Consider the following 18,973-nt stretch of genomic DNA (forward strand, 5'->3'; position numbering starts at 1 on the left):
GCGGGGACAGACCCCAACTGCTCAAGCCCCGCGGGTGGACTCGAACAGGAACCAGATCCGTTCCTCGGCTTCGTCGATCCAGTTCTCCAGCAGACTGGCGGTGGCGATGTCGTTGTCCTCGTCGCATACCTCATGCACCTCGCGCATCGACTTGACCAGCGCCTGGTTGTCGTTGCGCAGCTCTTCCAGCATCGCCGTCGCGTCGACGAATTCCTTGTCGTTGTCCTGGATGCGCTGCAGCGAGGCGATGTGCTTGATCGAGCGGATCGTCGTGCCGCCCAGCTTGCGCACGCGTTCGGCGATCGGGTCCAGCATCGCGTAGATCGCGGCCGCCTGCTCGTCCAGCAGCAGGTGGTGCGAGCGGAAGTGCGGGCCGCTCACGTGCCAGTGGAAATTCTTGCACTTGACGTACAGCGCGAACGTGTCCGCCAGCAGGGCGTTCAGGCCTTCGGCCACGTCCTTGCGGGCCTTCTTGCCCAGGTCGGTCGGGGTCTTCAGCGCGTCGACCGGGTTGCGCTCGGACTTCTGTTCATTCGATTGCTTGTCGTATTGTTCGTTCATGTCTGCCTCTTCGTTTGTGAGTGTTCAGTAGTGAATGAATCTGAAATTCATTGTATCGCAGACAATAAAAACACGTCCTGAACGGTGCGCCCACCCCCGGAAGGGCCAGCCTCCCTCTAAAGGCAGACGGAATGCGGCTTCGCCATCGTTGATCGGGCACCGGGCGGGAGCGCTGCCGACCCGGCAATGAACCGGCGACATGCGGCCCGGACGCCGCACCGCCCCGGCACGGGGCGGATGCGACGACGGGACGTGCGCAAGCCGGCCGGAATGGCCGGCCCCGGCATGATTGCTGGCGTCAGCGTTTTTCTTCCTTGGCGCCCTGGCGGGCACTGCGGTTGGCGGACTGGCGGCTTTCGCCACCCTTGCGGCCGATCTCGGCCATGTGTTCCCGGTCGCGGCTGACCGCCTCGCCGCCTTTCTGGCCGGCGCGGCGTGCTTCCTCGGAGTCGAACTCGTGTGCCGTTCCCTTCTGGTGCGCGGCCTGTCCACCCTTGCTGGCGATCTGGCGCTGCGTGGCCTCGTCCATCGCGGCAAAACCACGTTTGGCGGTGCTTTTCTGACCCGTGCCGCTGTCGGCGCGCTGGCTGTTGCCGCTGCCGGCACTGCTGTTCATATTGCTGCCCGCGTCCGTGCCGCGGCCCTGATCGACCTGATTTGTAGCCATGTTCCACCCCTCTCGCAAGATTGCGGGCCGGACGACATGCCCGGCCCGCGAAGCGGCATTGCGCCGCTCCGCTTGTTTAGAGAAGGGGGGCCGGCTTAAGTTCCGCCGGTCGCGGGCGAGTTCAGGAATCGGCCTTGCCCACCGCCGAGCGCTCGCCGACCGCCTCGCGCGTGCCGCTGCGCAGCGGCGCCGCGCCCATGTCGTGCTCCAGCTGCTCCTTGCGGTCGGCCAGCTGCTCGCGCAGCCGCGTCAGGTCGACATCGGACTGGCGCGCCTTTGGAAACATCTCGCGCTCTTCTTCCGTGACATGATGCTCGATGGCACGGCGCAGCAGCGCCATCGTGCTGTCCAGGTCCTGGTCGTCGCCGGACATGCCCTGGATGTGCGCGATCAGCTCCTTCGCCTCGGCATGCTCCTGGATCGCGTCCCGCACCAGCTCGTCCTCGCCGGTTTCGTTGCGGAACGCCGGGTAGAACAGTTCTTCCTCGATCTGCGTGTGGATCGTCAGTTCCATGCAGATCTGCAGCGCCAGGTCGGCCTTCAGGCTGATGTCGCCGATGCGGGCCAGCCGCTCGTATTCGCGGAACAGCTGCTTGGCCTTGTCGTGGTCGCTCGTCAGCAGGGCGACGGCATCGTTGACGGTGGAATGTTCCGCGCGCGGCATGCGGGCGGCGGGATGGTCGTCCGCCGTCGGCAGGTCGATGGCGTTCTTGTCGGCTTCGTTGCTCATGGGTGGCTCCTTGAAAAGGTTGATCGCCGCATGGCGCGGCAGCTGCCTGGTGTCGTCGGTCCAGTATAGAAGTATTGCCATTGGAGGGGCGCGCCGCTCGGCCGACCGGCTGGCGCTTTGCCGCCGGCCGCGCCGTTCGTGCGACAATACTGTCCCTTATTGATGACCTGACAAGAACCGAGCACGGCCATGACGCACCCCGAATACATCCTGACGCTTTCCTGCCCCGACCAGCGCGGTATCGTGCACCGGGTTTCCGGCTTCCTGGCCGAACACGGTTGCAACATCCTCGACTCCGCCCAGTTCGGCGACCAGGAGACCGAGCGCTTCTTCATGCGCGTGCATTTCGCCGCGGAGGACGCGGCCATCGGCGACGCCACGCTGCGCGCCGAATTCGCCCAGCTGGGCGAGGCGTTGCGGCTGGACTGGAACCTGCATGACGCGCACGCCAAGCCGCGCGTGCTGCTGATGGTCTCGAAAATCGGCCACTGCCTGAACGACCTGCTGTTCCGCTACAAGAGCGGCCTCCTGCCCGTCGAGATTCCGGCCATCGTGTCGAACCACATGGACTTCTACCAGCTGGCGGCCAGCTACAACATCCCGTTCCACCACCTGCCGCTGGCCACCGGCGCGCCGGAGTCGGCCAAGCTGGCGCAGGAAGCGCGCATCGTCGAGCTGATGGAGACGCACCAGATCGACCTGGTCGTGCTGGCGCGCTACATGCAGATCCTGTCGCCGGACCTGTGCGCGCGGCTGAAGGGCAAGGCGATCAACATCCACCATTCCTTCCTGCCCAGCTTCAAGGGCGCGCGGCCGTATGCGCAGGCGCACAAGCGCGGCGTCAAGCTGATCGGCGCCACCGCGCACTTCGTCACGGGCGACCTGGACGAAGGTCCGATCATCGAGCAGGACGTCGAGCGCGTCGACCACGCGATGGACGCGGAGACGCTGTCGGCCATCGGCCGCGACGTCGAATGCGTGGTGCTGGCGCGCGCCGTCAAGTGGTTCGTCGAGCACCGTATCCTGCAGAACGGCGACCGCACCGTCATCTTCAAATAAACCAATCCGATTTCAATGGCACTCAAGGCAACGATCTACAAGGCGGAACTGTCCATCGCGGACATGGACCGCAATTACTACGGCACCCATGCGCTGACGCTGGCGCGCCACCCGTCCGAGACGGACGAACGCATGATGGTGCGGCTGCTGGCCTTCGCCATCCACGCCAACGACTCGCTGGCCTTCACCAAGGGCATGTTCGACGTCGAGGAGCCGGACCTGTGGGACAAGGACCTGACCGATGCGATCCAGCTGTGGATCGAGGTGGGCCAGCCGGAAGAGCGCCGCATCCTGAAGGGCTGCGGGCGCTCCGAGCACGTGATCGTGTACTGCTACAGCACGGCCAGCCCGATCTGGTGGAAGAACATCGCGGGCAAGGTCGAGCGGGCCAAGAACCTCTCGGTCGTCAACCTGCCGGCCGAGGCCACGGCGGCGCTGGAGAAGATGGCGCAGCGCACGATGCAGCTGCAGTGCACGATCCAGGACGGCCAGATCTGGCTGACCGACGGCGTCGAGACCGTGCAGGTCGAGCGCGAGGTCTGGAAGAGCGAGCGCTAAAGGTTTGTCATGACCCCGCAAAGGTCCGGTACAGCGCATTGCGCAGGTCGCGCGGGAACGTGCCGGACATTCCTTCGAACGACGTATTGGTCATGCTGACGATGGCAAGGTCGCGCACCGGGTCGTAGCACCAGTAATGGCCGTAGGCGCCGCCCCACTGCAGCGTGCCGGGGTGCTGCGGCGTGTGGGTCGGCGCCGGGTCGACCAGCACGGCGCCCAGGTAGCCGAAGCCCCAGCCGGCGCCCTGCGTGGCCGCCGCCGCGCCGGTGCGGTCGATGCGGGCGATGTCGAGCACGTCGCGATTGGTGTCGCGCAGCGCCAGCACGAAACGCAGGAAGTCCGGCGCGCTGCCCGCCATGCCGGCGCCGCCGGACGGATACGAGGCGGGGTCGAAGATCCGTCGCGGCGCGAAGCGGGCGATGCCCACGCCCGAGCGGGTGGCGGCATCGTCCTCCATCGGCCGCGGCCGCGGCTTGTCGTTCAGGTAATGCACCACCAGCCGGGCCGGGTCCGTCACCGCGAAGCCGGTGTCGGGCATGGCCAGCGGCGCCGTCACATACTGTTCCACCAATGCCGGCAGCGGCTTGCCGCTGGCCGCTTCCAGCACGCCGCCCAGCACGTCCATCGCCACCGAATAGCGCCAGCCCGTGCCCGGCGCGAACGCCAGCGGCACGGCGGCGATGCGCGCGAGGTTTTCCGCCAGGGCCAGGCCCGGCTGGTCCAGTCCGGACGATACGCCGGCGCGCCGGTACGGGCCGTCCTCCGCCTCGATGAACGCATACGACAGGCCGGCGGTATGCGTCAGCAGGTGGTGCAAGGTGATGTCCGGCACGGTGCCGTCGGGCAGGGCGGGGCGGAAGTCCGGCAGCCAGTGCGCCACCGGGTCGTGCAGTTGCAGGAAGCCCTGTTCGATCAGGCGCAGCGCGGTGGTGGCCACCAGCGGCTTCGTCATCGACGCATACAGGAACAGCGCATCTTGTGTCATGGCGCGGCCGCCGTCGTGGTCGGCCCAGCCGGCGGCGCGCTGGTAGACGATCTCGCCGCCGCGCGCGGCCAGCACGACGGCGCCGACGATCTTGTGGCGTTCGATGGCGCGGTCGATGACGGTATCGGGATGGTCAGGCATGGCGTTCCTTTCTTCGAGCCCGGCATCTTACCGCCTGCCTAGGCATTTTGCAGCAGGCCTGGCGCGCGACACACCGGCCAGGCCGGACTATAATCGTCGCCATGAAACCCCGCGCCCGCCGCCTGCTGAGCATCTGGATCGCCTGTGGCGCGATCCTGCTGAACGCGCTCGCGCCCGCCGTGTCACACGCGCTGGCGCTGGCGGAGGGCCGGCCCGCCTGGGAAATCTGCCGCAACGACGGCACCCGCCTGACGGGGCACGGCACGCTGGACCAGGCCACGTTCCTGGCCCTGACGGACCGCAACCGTCCGCTCCCGCCGCCGGCCGACGATGTCGTACCGATGACCGATTGCGGCTACTGCCTGGCCCATGCCGGCGCGCTCGGCCTGCCGCCGGCGCCGCTGCTGCCATTGCCGTTCGCCGCGCTGCCGGCCGAGCGGCCCTTCCTGTTCTATCACGCCCCCCGTCCGCTGGAGGTTTGGGTGGCCGCGCATCCGCGCGGGCCGCCCGTCGACGCCTGATCTGTGTTCGCGTTTTCCACACATTTTCGGAGTCAAGCATGAAGCAATTGTTGAAGTTGACCGCGGCCGTGCTGGCCGCCGTCGCCATCCCCGCCATCGCCCAGGTCAGCGTGACCGAACCGTGGGCCCGCGCCACCGTCCCGGCCGCGAAATCCTCCGGCGCGTTCATGCGCCTGCAGTCGAAGCAGGACGCGCGCCTGGTCGGCGTGCGCAGCCCCGTGGCCGACGTGGCCGAGCTGCATCGCATGTCGATGGAGAACAACCGCATGATGATGGCGCCCGTGGCCGCCATCGATCTGCCGGCCGGAAAACCGGTCGAACTGGCCTCCGGCGGCTACCACGTCATGCTGATGGGCCTGAAGCGCCAGCTGAAGGAAGGGGAGAGCGTTCCTCTCACGCTGGTGGTCGAGGCCAAGGACGGCAAGCGCACGGACGTCGATGTGCAGGTGCCCGTGCGGCCCCTGACCTACAGTCCGCACGCCGCGCACTGACGGAGGCCCCATGCAAACCCAACGCAAGATTGCCGCCGCGGCGGCAAGGGCGGCGCTCGGCCTGACGATCCTGTCGTCGGCGCCGTTGCAGGCCCAGACCATGAACGTGGTAATGGTCAACGGCGGCCGGCCCACGTCGCTGCCGGCGCAGATCCCCACCACGATCGAGGGCATCACGGCGGCGCAGCTCGAGGAGCGCATCAACGCCACCGACAGCGAGGACGCGCTGAAATACCTGCCCAGCCTGAACGTGCGCAAGCGCTTCGCGGGCGATTACGACCACGCGGTGCTGGCCAGCCGCGCCTCCGGCACCGGCAACAGCGCCCGTTCGCTGGTGTACGCGGACGGCATCCTGCTGTCCAACCTGCTGGGCAACGGCGCCAGCTACACGCCACGCTGGGGCATGGTCACGCCGGAGGAGATCGAGCGCGTGGACGTGCTGTACGGCCCGTTTTCGGCCGCCTATCCCGGCAATTCGGTGGGGGCGGTGGTCGACTACCAGACGCGCATGCCGAAGAAGCTCGAGGGGCACGTGCGCGTTTCCGGCTTTGCGCAGCACTTCGATCAATACGCCACGCGCGACAACTACTACGGTCGCCAGGCCAGCGCGGCGCTGGGCGACCGCAGCGGGGCCTTCTCGTGGTGGCTGGACGTGTCGCGCCTGGACAATGACGGCCAGCCGATCGGCTTCGCCAACAAGCTCGTTTCCACCGGGACGGGCACCGGTGCGGCCACCGCGGTGACGGGGGCGCTGGCCGACCGCAATCCGTCCAACCGCGACTGGCTGATCCTGGGCGCGACCAACCAGGTGCACACGGTGCAGGACCATGCCAAGGTCAAGCTGGCATACGACGTCTCGCCCGTGCTGCGCGCCAGCTACACGCTGGGCTGGTGGCACAACGATGCCGAGCGGCGCAGCGAGTCCTACCTGCGCGACGGCGCCGGCAACGCCGTCACCGGCGGCACCATCGCCGTGGACGGGCGGCGCTTTAAGCTCCTGCCGTCCGACTTCGCGCCCGCGCGGGGCGAGCTGGAGCACCTGATGCACGGGCTGTCGCTGAAGCGCCATGCGAAAGACGTGTTCGACTGGGAAGTGGCGTACAGCCGCTACGACTACCGCAAGGACCGGGCACGCGTGGCGACCGATTTCGTGGCGGGGCCGGACAGCCCCGGCGCCGGCAACGTCACGGACATGCACGGCAGCGGCTGGAACACGACGGCGCTGAAGGGCACCTGGCGCCCCGATGGCGCACATGTGATCGACATCGGCGTGCAGCGCGACGCGGCGAAGCTGCGCACGCGCGTCGTCAACAGCGCCGACTGGATCGGCGGCACCTCCGGCCGGCCGGTGTCGACCTTCAACGGCGAAACCCGGCTGGAGAGCCTCTACGCTCAGGACACGTGGCGCATCGACGAGGCGTGGAAGGCGACGCTGGGCGCGCGCCTGGAACGCTGGCGTGCCTTCGGCGGCGAGCTGTCCGCGGCCGGCGGTGGCTTGCTGCCGTTCGGTGCGCGCAGCGAGACCAGCTGGTCGCCCAAGGCAGCGCTGGCCTGGCGCGCCAGCGACGAATGGACCGTCAAGGCATCAGGCGGGCGCGCCGTGCGCAACCCGACGGCCGCGGAGCTGTTCCAGGGCTCGATCGTGGACGAGCGCATCGTCAACACGGACCCGAACCTGCGCGCCGAGCGCTCCTGGACCGGCGAGCTGACGGCCGAACGGCTCACGAGCAGTGGCAGCCTGCGCGCCACGCTGTTCCACGAGAGCACGCGCGACGCGCTGTACTCGCAGCCGCTGACAGCCACCGTCAACACGGTGCAGAACGTGGGCCGCATCCGTACCAAGGGGCTGGAGCTGGCGCAGCAGGCGCAGGATGTGTGGTCGCGCGGCCTGTTCTTGCAAAGCAGCCTGACGTATGCCGACTCGCGCATCGTCGCCAACGACGCGCTGCCGGCTTCGGTGGGCAAGCGCCAGCCGCGCGTGCCGCGCTGGCGCGCCAACGCGCTGGCCTCCTACCGTTTCGGCGAACGCTGGACCGGTACCCTGGGCGCACGGTACAGCGGCCGCCAGTACGGTTCGCTGGACAACAGCGACCCGAACGGCCAGACCTACATGGGGGTGTCGGACTACCTGGTGGCGGACCTGCGGCTGCGCTACCGCTTCGACGCGCACTGGAGCGGCGCGCTGGGCGTGGACAACCTGGGCGCCGAGAAATACTGGGCGTTTCATCCCTACACCCAGCGTACGGTGGTGGCCGAGCTGAAGTTCGACTTGTAGAAGTGACGTAACCCCTAGTGAGAGGCACCGATCTCGTGGTCTTCGACCGCGAGATCGGTGCCTGTCACCACGGGTTTGAAAGTTCAGGCCCGCAACGGCGCCAGCGCTGCTGCGCGACCTGGATAAGGGGAGAAATCAGCGGGCGTCGCCGACGCGGCGCACGGTGCCCGAGCCGGCCACGGAGCGGCTGACCTGCGGGTCGCCGTAGTAGGACACGGTGCCGGAGCCGGCCACGCTGCCGGCCAGCGACTGGCGCGCCGTGACCATGACCTGGCCGGAGCCGGCCACGTCCGCCTCGACCTGGCGTGCCGCCAGGCGGGCCGCGTCGGCGTGGCCGGAACCGGCTACCGAGGCCTCCAGCTTTTCGGTGTTGCCAGCTGCCTGCAGCTTGCCGCTGCCGGCCACCTCGATCGTCACCTCCCGGGCTTCGATGCCCGTGGCGTCGAGCGTGCCGGAACCGGCCAGTTCCAGTTTCAATTTCTGGCTGTGCAGCTTGTCCGCGCTCATGCTGCCGGAGCCGGACACGCCCAGGCTGTCGATCTCGCGGGCCGGTACCACGAGCTTCAGGCGGCGCGCATCCAGGCGCAGCCTCTTCTTCGCCGGGCGGATCTGCAACACGCCGTTCTCGACGACCGTCTCGACCAGCGGCAGCACGTTGTCATCGCCTTCGATGCTGATCGGGCCGTCGCTGCCCGTGCGCACTTCGACATTGCCCGGCAGCGCCAGTTCGACGCCGTGGAAGCGACCCACCTGGCGCGTCTCCTGCACGATCTTGCCGCTGCCCTGCACTTTTTCGCTGCCGGTCAGCCAGCCCAGCGGCGAGGCGTGCGGCGCGGCCAGCGGAACGAGCAGGGCAATCGTGGCGATCAGCTGGCGGGGCAGGGCGGTGGTCATGGCGTTCTCCTGGTGCGATGTGGCGATGACTGCATCGTAGAGCAGGGCGGCGCGCGGCGCATGTGCGGTGCGACGGATTGCGGCCAGGGTGGGACAGAATGCACTGGGGCGGTGCAGAATGCAGCGGCAGCGACAACCGGGCAGTCATCGCAGTCAGGTATGATGCGCGTCCCCTCATGAAAGTCACCCATGCTGATCATTACCATCAAACAGGGCAAGGAAAAAAGCCTGCTGTCCGGCGACCCCTGGATCTACCCGTCCGCGATCGAGAAGGTCGACGGCAAGCCGCAGGAGCGCAACCGCCCCGGCGCGACCGCCATCGTGCAGTCGTCGGCGCGCCAGTTCCTGGCCCGCGCCGCCTACAACGCCAAGTCGCAGATCGCAGCGCGCGTGTGGACCCTGCGCGAGGACGAGCCGGTCGATCACGCCATGATGAAGCGGCGCGTGCAGGCGGCCGTCGCCGGCAAGGCGCGAGCCGCCGAGCCGCAGGCGCTGGTGCAGCTGGTCGATGGCGAGAAGGATGGACTGCCTGGCCTCGTCGTGCACGCCTACGGCGGGACGGCGGGCTACCTGGTCTGCCAGTTCAACGCCGGCGGTGTCGAGTTGTGGAAAGTGCCGATCGTGCAGGCGCTGCTGGCCGCTACCGGCTGCGCCAACGTCTACGAGCGCTGCGATCCGCTGGTGCGCAAGGGCGAGGGCCTGCTGGTCAAGCCGGGCGCGCTGGCCGGCGACGAGCCGCCGCAGCGGTTGATGGTGCGCGATGGCGGGCGGCTGGTGCCGATGGATATCCGCACGGGGTTCGTCTATCCGCGATGAACGCGGCGTTTGAAAACCCGTGGTGACAGGCACCGATCTGGGCGCCGGAGGCGCCCAGATCGGTGCCTGTCACCTGGGGTCACTCCAGCGGTACGGACCGGTAACGATTCACGTCCGCGCTCGTCACCGGCGCCGCATCGTTGCCCCAGGCGCTGCGCAGGTACGACACCACCTGCGCCACCTCGACGTCGTTCAAGGCATGGCTGAACGGCGGCATGCCGTACGGCCGCGGATTGCCGCGCGTGCCGGGCGGGAAGCCGCCGTTCAGCACGATGCGGATCGGGTTGACCGCGTCCTGCATCGTCAGCGCACGGTTGCCCGCCAACGGCGGATAGTGCGGCGGCGCGCCGCGGCCGTCGGCGCCGTGGCAATCCACGCAGTGCTTGTCGTACAGCCGCGCGCCGGCCTGCAGGAACGCCACCGCCTCCGGGGCATTCGAGCGCTGGTACGGCGGCGCCGGCTCGGCCGCGCGCGGCAGCGCCTTCAGATACACGGCCATGGCGCGCACGTCCGCCGGCGCCAGGTGCTGCAGGCTTTCGCGCACCACCTCGGCCATCGGCCCGAACACGGTGGCGCGCGGCGCAACCCCGGTGTGCAGCAGCTGCGCGATGTCGGCCACGGGCCAGTCGCCCAGGCCCGCTTCCGCATCCGACGTCAGCGCCGGCGCGTACCAGCCCAGCACCGGCACCAGGCCGCCCGCCAGCTCGTCGCTGCTGCCGCCCAGCGCATTGCGCGCGCTGTGGCACGCGCTGCAGTGGCCCAGGCCCTGCACCAGATAGGCGCCGCGGTTCCAGTCCGCCGGACGGGCCGGCTCGGGGCGGAAGGTGGCGGGGCGGAAGTACAGCGCGCGCCAGGCCGCCAGCGCGACCTGGCGGTCGTACGGGAAGCGCAGCCGGTGCGGCGCGTTCGGTTGGCGTACCGCCGGGATGGTCTTGAAGTAGGCGTACAGCGCGTCCGCGTCGTCGCGCGTGATCAGTGTGTAGTTCGGATAGGGGAAGGCCGGGTACAGCAGCCGGCCGTCGCGCGAACGGCCGTTGTGCAGCGCGTTCCAGAAGTCGTCCGCGCTCCAGGCGCCGATGCCGGTCGCCACGTCCTGCGTGATGTTGGGCGCGACGACGGCGCCGAACGGCGTCTGCAGCGCGCGCCCGCCCGCATACTGCGCGCCGCCGCGCACCGTGTGGCAGGCCATGCAGTCTCCGGCCCGGGCCAGGTAGGCGCCGCGCGCGATCTTCTCCGACAGCGGCAGGGCCTGGAATGCCGCGCTGGGCGGCGGCCCCGCGTCGTGCCGGGGCCACAGCAGGCCAGCCAGCAGTGCCAGCAGCAGGGCAGTCAGCGCCAAGGGCAGGGCGACACGCTTCTTCATGGCTTGCCTCCCTGCGCCGGCACACCGCCGCAGGCCAGCGGCAACGGCGCGGGCAATGCGGTGGCGGGGCGGGCCGCGTCGTCCACCGGCTGGCTGGCCAGCCAGGCCGAGACGGCCGCCACGTCCTCCTCGGCCAGCCGGCTTGCCACGGTGGCCATGCAGTCGGGCGCCTGCGCCTTGCGCACCTGGTTGCGCCAGGCGCCGAACTGGGCGTTGATGTAGTCGCGCGGCAGGCCGACCAGGCCCGGGATGGCAGGCGCCACGCCTGTCAGCGCCTGGCCGTGGCAGGCCACGCAGGCCGGCACCTTGCGGGCCGGGTCGCCGCGCAGCACCAGCGTGCGGCCCCGTTCCAGCTGGGCCGGCGTGGCGTTGATGGCGGGTTGCGGCAGGTGCGGCGGATGCTGGTTGGCGAACCAGCCGGCGATCTCGCGCAGGTACGGGTCGGGCAGCTGGTCGACCATATACGTCATCATCGGGAACTGGCGGCGGCCGTCGCGGAAATTGCGCAGCTGGTTGTAAAGATAGCCTTCCGGCTTGCCGGCGATGCGCGGGAAGAACGCGTCGTTGCGGTCGGGCGCCTGGTGGCAGGCCAGGCAGGGGGCCAGGCGCTGCCGCAGGGTGTCGGGCGGGGCGGCCGTGGCCGCGGGGAGCAAGGCGGCGCCGGACAGCACCAGCGCTGGCAACAACGAACGATGCAAACCGGGCATGGCAACTCCAGTCGGGAACAGCGTTGTACGGCGGCGTTGTACGGCGGCCTACGTCTCCACGGTCTTGCGCCGGCGCGGTGCCTTCGGGGCGCGCGGCGGCGGCAGTACATTGCCCAGTGCCAGCCAATGGCGGCAGATGCGCAGGGCCACCTGGGCGTCGTCGGCCGCGTACAGGATCTGCTTGTCCGTCAGGCGCGCGGCGGCCCAGTTGGTGGTCGAGATCTTCTTCGATTTGTGCAGCGCGCGGCCGAAGAACCGGGCCACGGCGCTTTTCGCGCCCAGGTCGTGCTTCTGGCCCGGTGTGCGCAGCGCCACCGCCAGGTCCACCACGCGCACGGGCTCGATGCCCAGCTTGGCGCGCACCCGGCGCATGTCGTCCGAGAGGCCGAAGCCCACCTTCAGCGTGCCTTCGTCTTCCAGGATCGCCTTCAGCGCGGGCAGCACGGCCGACGCATCGGCGCCGATCGGGAACAGCCAGGCGTGCGTGTCGGTGGCGAACTGCACCAGGTGCGGTCCGTCCGAACTCTGGCCCTTGACGAAGGTGGGTTTGGATTCGGTGTCGAAGCCGACGATGTCGGCCGACAGCAGGGCCTCACGCGCGGCTTGAGCCTGCGCCGCCGTGTGCACCAGGTGCACGGCGGACAGGGCAATGCCGTGGTAGGGCGGCAGCGGTGTACCCGGCACGGCAGAGTGGGCCAGCGCAGTCATCAACCCTTGCGGGAGAACTTCGCGGTCAGCTGTTCCAGCTTTTCCTGGCGCCGGCGGTTGGCTTCCTCGGCGGCGGCGGCTTCGCGCTCGGCCTTCTTGCGTTCGGCTTCCTTGCGGAAGCGTTCCTGCAGCGTGTCCTTGGCGTGCTTGCGGTGCACGTCGGTGACTTCCGCGCCCGTGCTGCCGTCCAGGTTGTAGCGCACGGTGGCTTTTTCCATCGTGCGCAGGTAGCGTTGCGAGCCGGTGTGGATGCCCAGCGCGGCGCGCATCAGCTTGCGGTCGATGCCCGGCATCTGGGCCAGGATCTGCTTGTCGATGCCGATCGACAGCGGCAGGCAGTCGCGGAAGGGCACGAATTGCTGCTGCAGCTGCTTGAGCAGTGCGCGGGCGCTGGTGGCGCCGGCCGGCGCGGGCGCGGCGGGAGCGCCGGTAGGCGCCGTGGTGCCCTCGGCAGCATCGGATTGCGTCGGCTGTTCGGACGCGGTGTTTTCCATGTCGGCGGCGCTCTCGGCAGACTGGGAGGTAAGGCTAGTGTTCATCGACTTCACAGGTTAAGCTAAGAGGCGTCAGCATACCACGCGAGCGCGGCGCACGCGTTGCATTTTCCGTCATCATGGCATTTTTGCCAGGGTGCTTTGCCGCCGAATATCAGGTGGCCTCATGTAAAACCGTCGCGAAACCGTGTATAATGACCGACGCACCAGAGTGATGGCGGTGCGGATTCAGATTGGCAGAGTTGTTTGTATAGAGTTTTGCGCGGTCCCCCGCACGGGGTTTTCCGCATGCGGACCGGACCGTCCGCCACAGCGCCGACATCGGCCGGGCATGTGCCCGCTCTTCTTTTGCTCTGAATCGTGACTGTTCCGGATTGAAGCCACGTACCGGTAGCGCGCATGACGCGGCTGCCCGCGCGGCGCCCAAGCCCCAAGTTCATCGCTTGCGGGCTTTTTTCATTCCGGATGATCCCCAACTACGTGCCAGCGGGGCCGCGACTTGCGGCCGCGATGGATTGTTCACTTGCGCCGTGCCCGCCTGCGGGCAGGGCACCGAGAGATATTTGATGACGACGAAAACGCCGAAAACCTTAACGCTGTCCGCCAAAAAACCGCGTACCGAAGCGGCTCCGCTGGCTGTTCCTAAGACGACCTTATCTTATGTGATCGACAATGCGCAAGAGGCTGCCGGCAAAGTGACCGTCGTGAAGAAGACCACGCGCGCGCGCCTCGTCGCCGTGCCGGGCGCCGAGGCTGCGCCTGCCGCCGTCGAGACGCAGGCCGCCGCCGTGGCCGATGTCGCCTCCGCCACCGTCGAAGCCACCCCGGCCGCGCCGAAGGCGCCGGTGGTGCGCGTGCGCAAGGCCAAGCTGGACAAGTCCGCCGCCGCCGGCGCGGCTGCCGACCCTGCGCTGCCGCCGACCGCGCCGGCCGCCGTCAGCCAGGTGACCGATGCGGCCACCCTGGCGTCGATCGACACCTCCGGCTACCTGCTGCCGTCCGTGAAGGTACCGGGCCGCCGCGGCCGCAAGCCGAGCGAGTTCACCCCCGAGAACGACGAAGTGGCGGCACTGAACGCCGTCGAGCGCGCCGAACTGAAGGCCGCGTCGAAGGCGCGCGAGCGCAAGGCCAAGGGCCTGGACGCGCTGGGCAGCGAAGCGGGCATGTCGCAGGAAGACCTGGAAAAGCGCCGCCAGCAGTTCAAGAACCTGATCAACATGGGCAAGGAGCGCGGCTTCCTGACCTATGCGGAGATCAACGACCAGCTGCCGGAAAACATCGTCGATCCGGAAGCGATCGAAGGCATCATCGCCACGTTCAACGACATGGGCATCGCCGTCTACGAGCGCGCGCCGGACGCGGAAAGCCTGCTGCTGTCGGACAGCGTGGCCACGGCCGCCAGCGACGACGAAGTGGAAGCGGCCGCCGCGACGGCGCTGTCCACCGTCGATTCCGATTTCGGCCGCACCACGGACCCGGTGCGCATGTACATGCGCGAGATGGGCGCCGTGGCGCTCTTGACGCGTGAAGGCGAGATCGAGATCGCCAAGCGCATCGAGGAAGGCCTGCGCGACATGATCCAGGCGATCTCCGCCTGCCCGACCACGATCGGCGAGATCGTCACGCTGGCCGAGAAGATCGAAAGCGACGAGATGAAGGTGGACGACGTGGTCGACGGCTTCGTCGATCCGGAAGAAACCTCGGCGCCGGTCGCCCCGGCGCGCGCCGTCGCGGCCAGCGACGACGATGAAGAGGAAGAGCTGGAAGAGGAAGAGGAAGTGGACGGCGACGCCAATGGCGGCGCGGCCGGCTTCTCGACCGAACAGCTGGCGCAGCTGAAGTCGGACGCGCTGGAGCGCTTCGCCGTCATCTCGGCGCAGTACGACAAGATGCGCAAGGCCGGCTATGGCAGTGCCGCCTACCAGAAGGCGCAAGGCATCATCTCGGCCGAGCTGCTGTCGATCCGCTTCACGGCCAAGGTCGTGGAAAAACTGTGCGACACCCTGCGCGGCCAGATGGAACAGGTGCGTTCGATCGAGCGCGCGGTGCTGGAGCTGTGCGTGAACCGTTGCGGCATGCCGCGCGCGCACTTCATCAAGGTCTTCCCGGGCAACGAGTGCAACCTGGACTGGGTCGACGGCGAAGTGAACGCGGGCCACCCGTACAGCATCGTCCTGGGCCGCAACGTCCCGGCCATCAAGGAACTGCAGAACAAGATGATCGACCTGCAGGAGCGCGTGGCGCTGCCGCTGGCCGACCTGCGCAAGATCAACAAGCAGATGGCGGCCGGCGAGAAGCGCGCCCGTCACGCCAAGCGTGAAATGACGGTGGCCAACCTGCGCCTGGTGATCTCGATCGCGAAGAAGTACATCAACCGCGGCCTGCAGTTCCTCGACCTGATCCAGGAAGGCAATATCGGCCTGTTGAAGGCGGTGGACAAGTTCGAATATCGCCGCGGCTACAAGTTCTCCACCTACGCCACGTGGTGGATCCGCCAGGCCATCACGCGCTCGATCGCCGACATGGCGCGCACGATCCGCGTGCCGGTGCACATGATCGAGACGATCAACAAGATGAACCGGATCAGCCGCCAGATCATGCAGGAGACGGGCAGCGAGCCGGACATGGCGACCCTGGCCGTCAAGATGGAGATGCCGGAATCGAAGGTGCGCGAGATCATGAAGATCGCGAAAGAGCCGATTTCGATGGAAACGCCGATGGGCGAGGACGGCGATTCGCAGCTGGGCGACTTCATCGAGGACAACACCACGCTGGCGCCGCTGGACGCCGCGCTGCACGCCTCGATGCGCAACGTGATCAAGGAAGTGCTGGATTCGCTCACGCCGCGCGAAGCGAAGGTGCTGCGCATGCGTTACGGCGTCGAGATGTCGAACGACCACACGCTGGAAGAAGTGGGCAAGCAGTTCGACGTCACGCGCGAGCGGATTCGCCAGATCGAGGCGAAGGCGATGAGCAAGCTGCGCCAGCCTTCGCGTTCGGACAAGCTGAAGACGTTCCTGACTCAGAACTGATCCTGCAGAACTGATCTTCCCCGCGAGGGCGGAACCCGTGCCAGTCACCCGGTTGAAAAACCGGTGACTGTCACGGGTTTTTTTTTGCGTTATCATTTCCGCCACATTGGAGGAAAGATGAAAGCATGTATCGTGGGCGCCGGCGCTATCGGCGGCTTTATCGGCACGCGGCTGGCGGCCAGCGGCGTCGCCACCAGCGCGCTGGCGCGCGGCGCCACCCTGGCGGCCTTGCGTGAGCATGGCTGGCGCCTGAACGAGGGCGGCGTGCTGCTGCAGGCGCCGGCCACGGCGGCGCAGGATGCGGCGGAGCTGGGCGTGCAGGACCTGGTCATCATTGCGGTCAAGGGCCCTGCATTGCCGGCCGTGGCACAGGCCATCGGCCCGCTGCTTGGCGAGCACACGGTGGTGCTGCCGGCGATGAATGGCGTGCCGTGGTGGTTCGCCGAGGGGCCGGGCGCCGTGCCGGGCGGGCCTTTGGCCAGCGTCGATCCGGGCGGGCGCATCGCCGCCGCGATTCCGGCGGCGCTGGTGCTGGGCTGCGTGGTGCACGCGTCCACTTCCACGCCCGAGCCGGGCCTGGTGCAGCACAAGATGGGCCACGGCCTGATCGTCGGCGAGCCCGATGGTGGCGAGTCGGCGCGGGCGCGCGGCGTGGTGGCGGTGCTGGCGGACGCCGGCTTCAACGTCACGCTGTCGGCGCGCATCCGCTACGACATCTGGTACAAGCTGTGGGGGAACATGACGATCAACCCTGTCTCGGCGATCACGGGAGCGACGGCGGACAAGCTGCTGGACGACCCGCTGGTGGCATCGTTCTGCATCGCCGCGATGCGCGAGGCGGCGGCGATCGGCGCGCGCATCGGCTGCGCCATCGACGAGACGCCGGAGGACCGCCAGCAGGTCACGCGCAAGCTGGGCGCGTTCCGCACGTCGATGCTGCAGGACGTGGAGGCAGGCCGGCCGATCGAGTTGGACAGCATCGTCGGCGCGGCACGCGAGATCGGCCAGCGCGTCGGCCTGGCCACGCCCAACATCGATGCGCTGCTGGGCCTGACGCGCCTGTTCGCCCGCACGCGCGGGCTGTATCCGGCCGCGTGAGCCTGGATTACACCTTGCGCACGAACTCCGACTTCAGGCTCATGGCGCCGAAGCCGTCGATCTTGCAGTCGATGTCGTGGTCGCCGTCCACCAGGCGGATGTTCTTCACCTTTGTGCCCTGCTTGATGACGCCGCCGGAGCCCTTCGGCTTCAGGTCCTTGATGACGGTGACGGTGTCGCCGTCCTGCAGCACGTTGCCGGCCGCATCGCGGTACACGCGCGCCGCGTCCGGCGCCGCCTCGGCAGCGGCGGACCACTCGTGCGCGCACTCCGGGCAGACCAGGCTGGCGCCATCCTCGTACGTGAATTCGGAACCGCATTGCGGGCAGGGTGGCAGGGAGCTCATGGTCGGTCCTTGGAAAAAACCGGAAAGTATACTGCATGGCTATCGCAATCCCTGATGCCACCGCGCCCGACAATCCCGTCTGGACCGCGTTGACCGGCGCGCAGCGCCACTTGGCCCATGCGCTGGGGGACATGCTGCGCTTCCCGTCGGACGTGGCGCCGTTCTGCGCCGTGCCGGAAGAGGGCACGTTCGTGCCGGCGACCGACCTGGAGTACCTGACGGAAGATGCCTTCTTCCTGGGCGCGTTGCCCGCGGTGCCGGAGGGATGGCAGCTGCAGGAGCTGTCGACAGTGACGCAGATGGTGTACGCGGGCGAGGCCGTGGCGGCGCCGCCAGCGGCCGGCGTGACGGTGCTGGACGCGCTCGATCCCGCCATGCAGGCGCTGACCGCGCTGGCGTTCCCCGGCTACTTCCGCGCCCGCACCGGCATCATGGGACGCTACGTCGGCATCCATGACGGCCCCCGGCTGGTGGCGCTGGCCGGTGAGCGGATGGACTTCGGCGCGCTGCGCGAGGTCAGCGCCGTCTGCACGCATCCGGACTACACGGGACGGGGCCATGCGCGGCTGCTGATGCGGCATGTGATGCATGGCATGCAGCGGGAAGACGTCACGCCGATGCTGCATGTGGGCAGCGGCAATGCGCGGGCGATCGCGTTGTACGAGGCGTTGGGGTTCGTGCGTACGCGTGTGTTGCGGCATGCGCGGCTTGTCGCAAAAGGCCGATCCGCTTAGGGTCTGTCCCCTTGGGGACTGACCCTGAAGTTTGACTTGGGTTTCCCGGCAATGCGAGCGAACTTCGGGGTCTGTCCCCATGCGGGGACAGACCCCAGCTTGACGAGTGCCGCTGCCTCAGTCCCCGGCCTTGATGCCGCCCAGCCCCGAAGCGGACTTGTTCAGCACCTTCGGATGGCCGTAGTAGACCAGGTTGCCCAGGCCGCGTACGACGGCGTTCAGCGTCTGGCTGGCATGCACCGCCACCTCGCCGATGCCCTCGAAATTGACGTCGGCCCGCTCGGCCTGCAGGCCCTTGGTGTCGACGTGGCCCACGCCCTGGGCCTTCAGCCGCAGCCATTTCGTCTTGCCCTTGGCGGAAAGCTCGCCGGCACCCTGGAACTGCAGGTCGATGCGTTCCTCGTTGACGCCGTCGATGGCCACCTCGCCGGCACCTTCGACGATGCACTTGACCAGGGTCGGCATCGTCACGACGATCTTGCCGGTGTCGGTGGTCTTGTTCGCCTTGCCGGGATAGTCGATCAGCAGCTCGCCGTCCTTGACCGTAGTGCGCAGCTTGCCGATGAATTCGTCGTTGCCGCTGACCTTGACCGACTGCGCCTTGCCGGCGTGGATCTCGATGTCGATCGGGCCCTTGATCGCGATGGCGCGGAAGGCGGCCAGGGTGCGGTTGTCGTCGGCCGCGTGGGCGGCGGGGAGGGCGCAGACCAGCAGGGCGGCGGCGGAGAGTGCGGCGTACAGGCGGACCATCGGATGACCTTTTGTTGATGTTGGTAATAGGGCAGCACGATTC

The 18,973-nt window shown here is 68.3% G+C and carries 20 protein-coding genes; 9 read left to right on the forward strand and 11 right to left on the reverse strand.

Going from position 1 to position 18,973, the window contains the following annotated elements; translation table 11 throughout:
• Positions 1-21: 21 nt before the first annotated feature.
• The 3 genes from E7V67_008295 to E7V67_008305 all read right to left on the reverse strand — a co-directional run bounded on the left by E7V67_008295 (position 22) and on the right by E7V67_008305 (position 1,958).
• On the reverse strand, positions 22-561 hold the full coding sequence (locus tag E7V67_008295; GenBank protein ID WUR15092.1) for a DNA starvation/stationary phase protection protein: 540 nt from the start codon (positions 559-561) through the stop codon (positions 22-24).
• A 298-nt stretch (positions 562-859) separates the two neighbouring features.
• The gene (locus tag E7V67_008300) at positions 860-1,177 is read right to left on the reverse strand and encodes a KGG domain-containing protein (GenBank protein ID WUR16246.1); all 318 of its coding nucleotides are present in this window, start codon (positions 1,175-1,177) and stop codon (positions 860-862) included.
• Between the two features lie 172 nt (positions 1,178-1,349).
• Complete coding sequence (locus E7V67_008305; protein WUR15093.1) at positions 1,350-1,958, reverse strand: hemerythrin domain-containing protein; 609 nt, start codon at positions 1,956-1,958, stop codon at positions 1,350-1,352.
• A 189-nt stretch (positions 1,959-2,147) separates the two neighbouring features.
• On the opposite strand from E7V67_008305, the gene purU reads away from it, so the two are divergent.
• Both purU and E7V67_008315 read left to right on the forward strand, forming a co-directional pair.
• Positions 2,148-3,017 carry a formyltetrahydrofolate deformylase gene (gene purU / locus E7V67_008310; protein ID WUR15094.1) on the forward strand — a complete coding sequence of 290 codons (870 nt, stop codon included), beginning with the start codon at positions 2,148-2,150 and terminating at the stop codon, positions 3,015-3,017.
• Positions 3,018-3,032: 15 nt separating this feature from the next.
• Positions 3,033-3,575, forward strand: a complete 543-nt coding sequence (locus E7V67_008315) for a YaeQ family protein (GenBank protein ID WUR15095.1) — start codon at positions 3,033-3,035, stop codon at positions 3,573-3,575.
• A gap of 7 nt (positions 3,576-3,582) precedes the next feature.
• On the opposite strand, the gene E7V67_008320 is transcribed toward E7V67_008315, so the two are convergent.
• Positions 3,583-4,701 carry a serine hydrolase domain-containing protein gene (locus E7V67_008320; GenBank protein ID WUR15096.1) on the reverse strand — a complete coding sequence of 373 codons (1,119 nt, stop codon included), beginning with the start codon at positions 4,699-4,701 and terminating at the stop codon, positions 3,583-3,585.
• Between the two features lie 101 nt (positions 4,702-4,802).
• Between E7V67_008320 and E7V67_008325 the strand changes: the two genes are divergently transcribed.
• Genes E7V67_008325 through E7V67_008335 form a run of 3 tightly spaced genes read left to right on the forward strand, consistent with a single transcriptional unit; the run spans position 4,803 to position 7,988 of the window.
• Positions 4,803-5,222, forward strand: a complete 420-nt coding sequence (locus tag E7V67_008325; protein ID WUR15097.1) for a DUF2946 domain-containing protein — start codon at positions 4,803-4,805, stop codon at positions 5,220-5,222.
• A 38-nt stretch (positions 5,223-5,260) separates the two neighbouring features.
• A complete protein-coding gene (locus tag E7V67_008330) occupies positions 5,261-5,713 on the forward strand; it encodes a copper chaperone PCu(A)C (GenBank protein ID WUR15098.1) in 453 nt (150 codons plus the stop codon).
• A gap of 10 nt (positions 5,714-5,723) precedes the next feature.
• Positions 5,724-7,988: a TonB-dependent receptor gene (locus E7V67_008335; GenBank protein ID WUR15099.1), complete on the forward strand. Its 2,265-nt coding sequence runs from the start codon at positions 5,724-5,726 to the stop codon at positions 7,986-7,988.
• Between the two features lie 135 nt (positions 7,989-8,123).
• On the opposite strand, the gene E7V67_008340 is transcribed toward E7V67_008335, so the two are convergent.
• Positions 8,124-8,882 carry a head GIN domain-containing protein gene (locus E7V67_008340; GenBank protein WUR15100.1) on the reverse strand — a complete coding sequence of 253 codons (759 nt, stop codon included), beginning with the start codon at positions 8,880-8,882 and terminating at the stop codon, positions 8,124-8,126.
• 189 nt (positions 8,883-9,071) lie between these two features.
• On the opposite strand from E7V67_008340, the gene E7V67_008345 reads away from it, so the two are divergent.
• Complete coding sequence (locus E7V67_008345) at positions 9,072-9,698, forward strand: SAM-dependent methyltransferase (protein ID WUR15101.1); 627 nt, start codon at positions 9,072-9,074, stop codon at positions 9,696-9,698.
• Between the two features lie 79 nt (positions 9,699-9,777).
• Here the strand turns inward: E7V67_008345 and E7V67_008350 are convergent, their stop codons facing one another.
• From E7V67_008350 to E7V67_008365, 4 genes are read right to left on the reverse strand one after another with little or no spacing between them, the layout of a single operon-like run.
• Positions 9,778-11,061, reverse strand: a complete 1,284-nt coding sequence (locus E7V67_008350) for a cytochrome c (GenBank protein WUR15102.1) — start codon at positions 11,059-11,061, stop codon at positions 9,778-9,780.
• Positions 11,058-11,768: a c-type cytochrome gene (locus tag E7V67_008355; GenBank protein WUR15103.1), complete on the reverse strand. Its 711-nt coding sequence runs from the start codon at positions 11,766-11,768 to the stop codon at positions 11,058-11,060. The genes E7V67_008350 and E7V67_008355 overlap by 4 nt, the downstream gene beginning before the upstream one ends.
• Before the next feature lie 48 nt (positions 11,769-11,816).
• Complete coding sequence (locus E7V67_008360; GenBank protein ID WUR15104.1) at positions 11,817-12,476, reverse strand: 3'-5' exonuclease; 660 nt, start codon at positions 12,474-12,476, stop codon at positions 11,817-11,819.
• Positions 12,476-13,015, reverse strand: coding sequence for a ProQ/FinO family protein (locus E7V67_008365; GenBank protein ID WUR15105.1), 540 nt, complete (start codon positions 13,013-13,015; stop codon positions 12,476-12,478). The genes E7V67_008360 and E7V67_008365 overlap by 1 nt, the downstream gene beginning before the upstream one ends.
• Before the next feature lie 521 nt (positions 13,016-13,536).
• Between E7V67_008365 and rpoD the strand changes: the two genes are divergently transcribed.
• Both rpoD and E7V67_008375 read left to right on the forward strand, forming a co-directional pair.
• Positions 13,537-16,002, forward strand: a complete 2,466-nt coding sequence (rpoD, locus tag E7V67_008370) for an RNA polymerase sigma factor RpoD (GenBank protein ID WUR15106.1) — start codon at positions 13,537-13,539, stop codon at positions 16,000-16,002.
• Between the two features lie 117 nt (positions 16,003-16,119).
• Positions 16,120-17,100, forward strand: a complete 981-nt coding sequence (locus tag E7V67_008375; GenBank protein ID WUR15107.1) for a 2-dehydropantoate 2-reductase — start codon at positions 16,120-16,122, stop codon at positions 17,098-17,100.
• Positions 17,101-17,107: 7 nt separating this feature from the next.
• Here the strand turns inward: E7V67_008375 and E7V67_008380 are convergent, their stop codons facing one another.
• Complete coding sequence (locus E7V67_008380; GenBank protein ID WUR15108.1) at positions 17,108-17,446, reverse strand: zinc ribbon domain-containing protein YjdM; 339 nt, start codon at positions 17,444-17,446, stop codon at positions 17,108-17,110.
• A 35-nt stretch (positions 17,447-17,481) separates the two neighbouring features.
• Here E7V67_008380 and E7V67_008385 point away from each other — a divergent pair, with 35 nt between their 5' ends.
• Positions 17,482-18,180 (forward strand): GNAT family N-acetyltransferase, encoded by a 699-nt coding sequence (locus tag E7V67_008385; protein WUR15109.1) that lies wholly within the window; start codon positions 17,482-17,484, stop codon positions 18,178-18,180.
• A 117-nt stretch (positions 18,181-18,297) separates the two neighbouring features.
• Here E7V67_008385 and E7V67_008390 read toward each other — a convergent pair whose 3' ends face one another.
• Positions 18,298-18,930, reverse strand: a complete 633-nt coding sequence (locus tag E7V67_008390; protein ID WUR15110.1) for a DUF2807 domain-containing protein — start codon at positions 18,928-18,930, stop codon at positions 18,298-18,300.
• Positions 18,931-18,973: the final 43 nt, after the last annotated feature.

This window comes from [Empedobacter] haloabium, from assembly GCA_008011715.2.
In the GTDB taxonomy this organism is placed as follows: domain Bacteria; phylum Pseudomonadota; class Gammaproteobacteria; order Burkholderiales; family Burkholderiaceae_D; genus Rugamonas; species Rugamonas haloabia.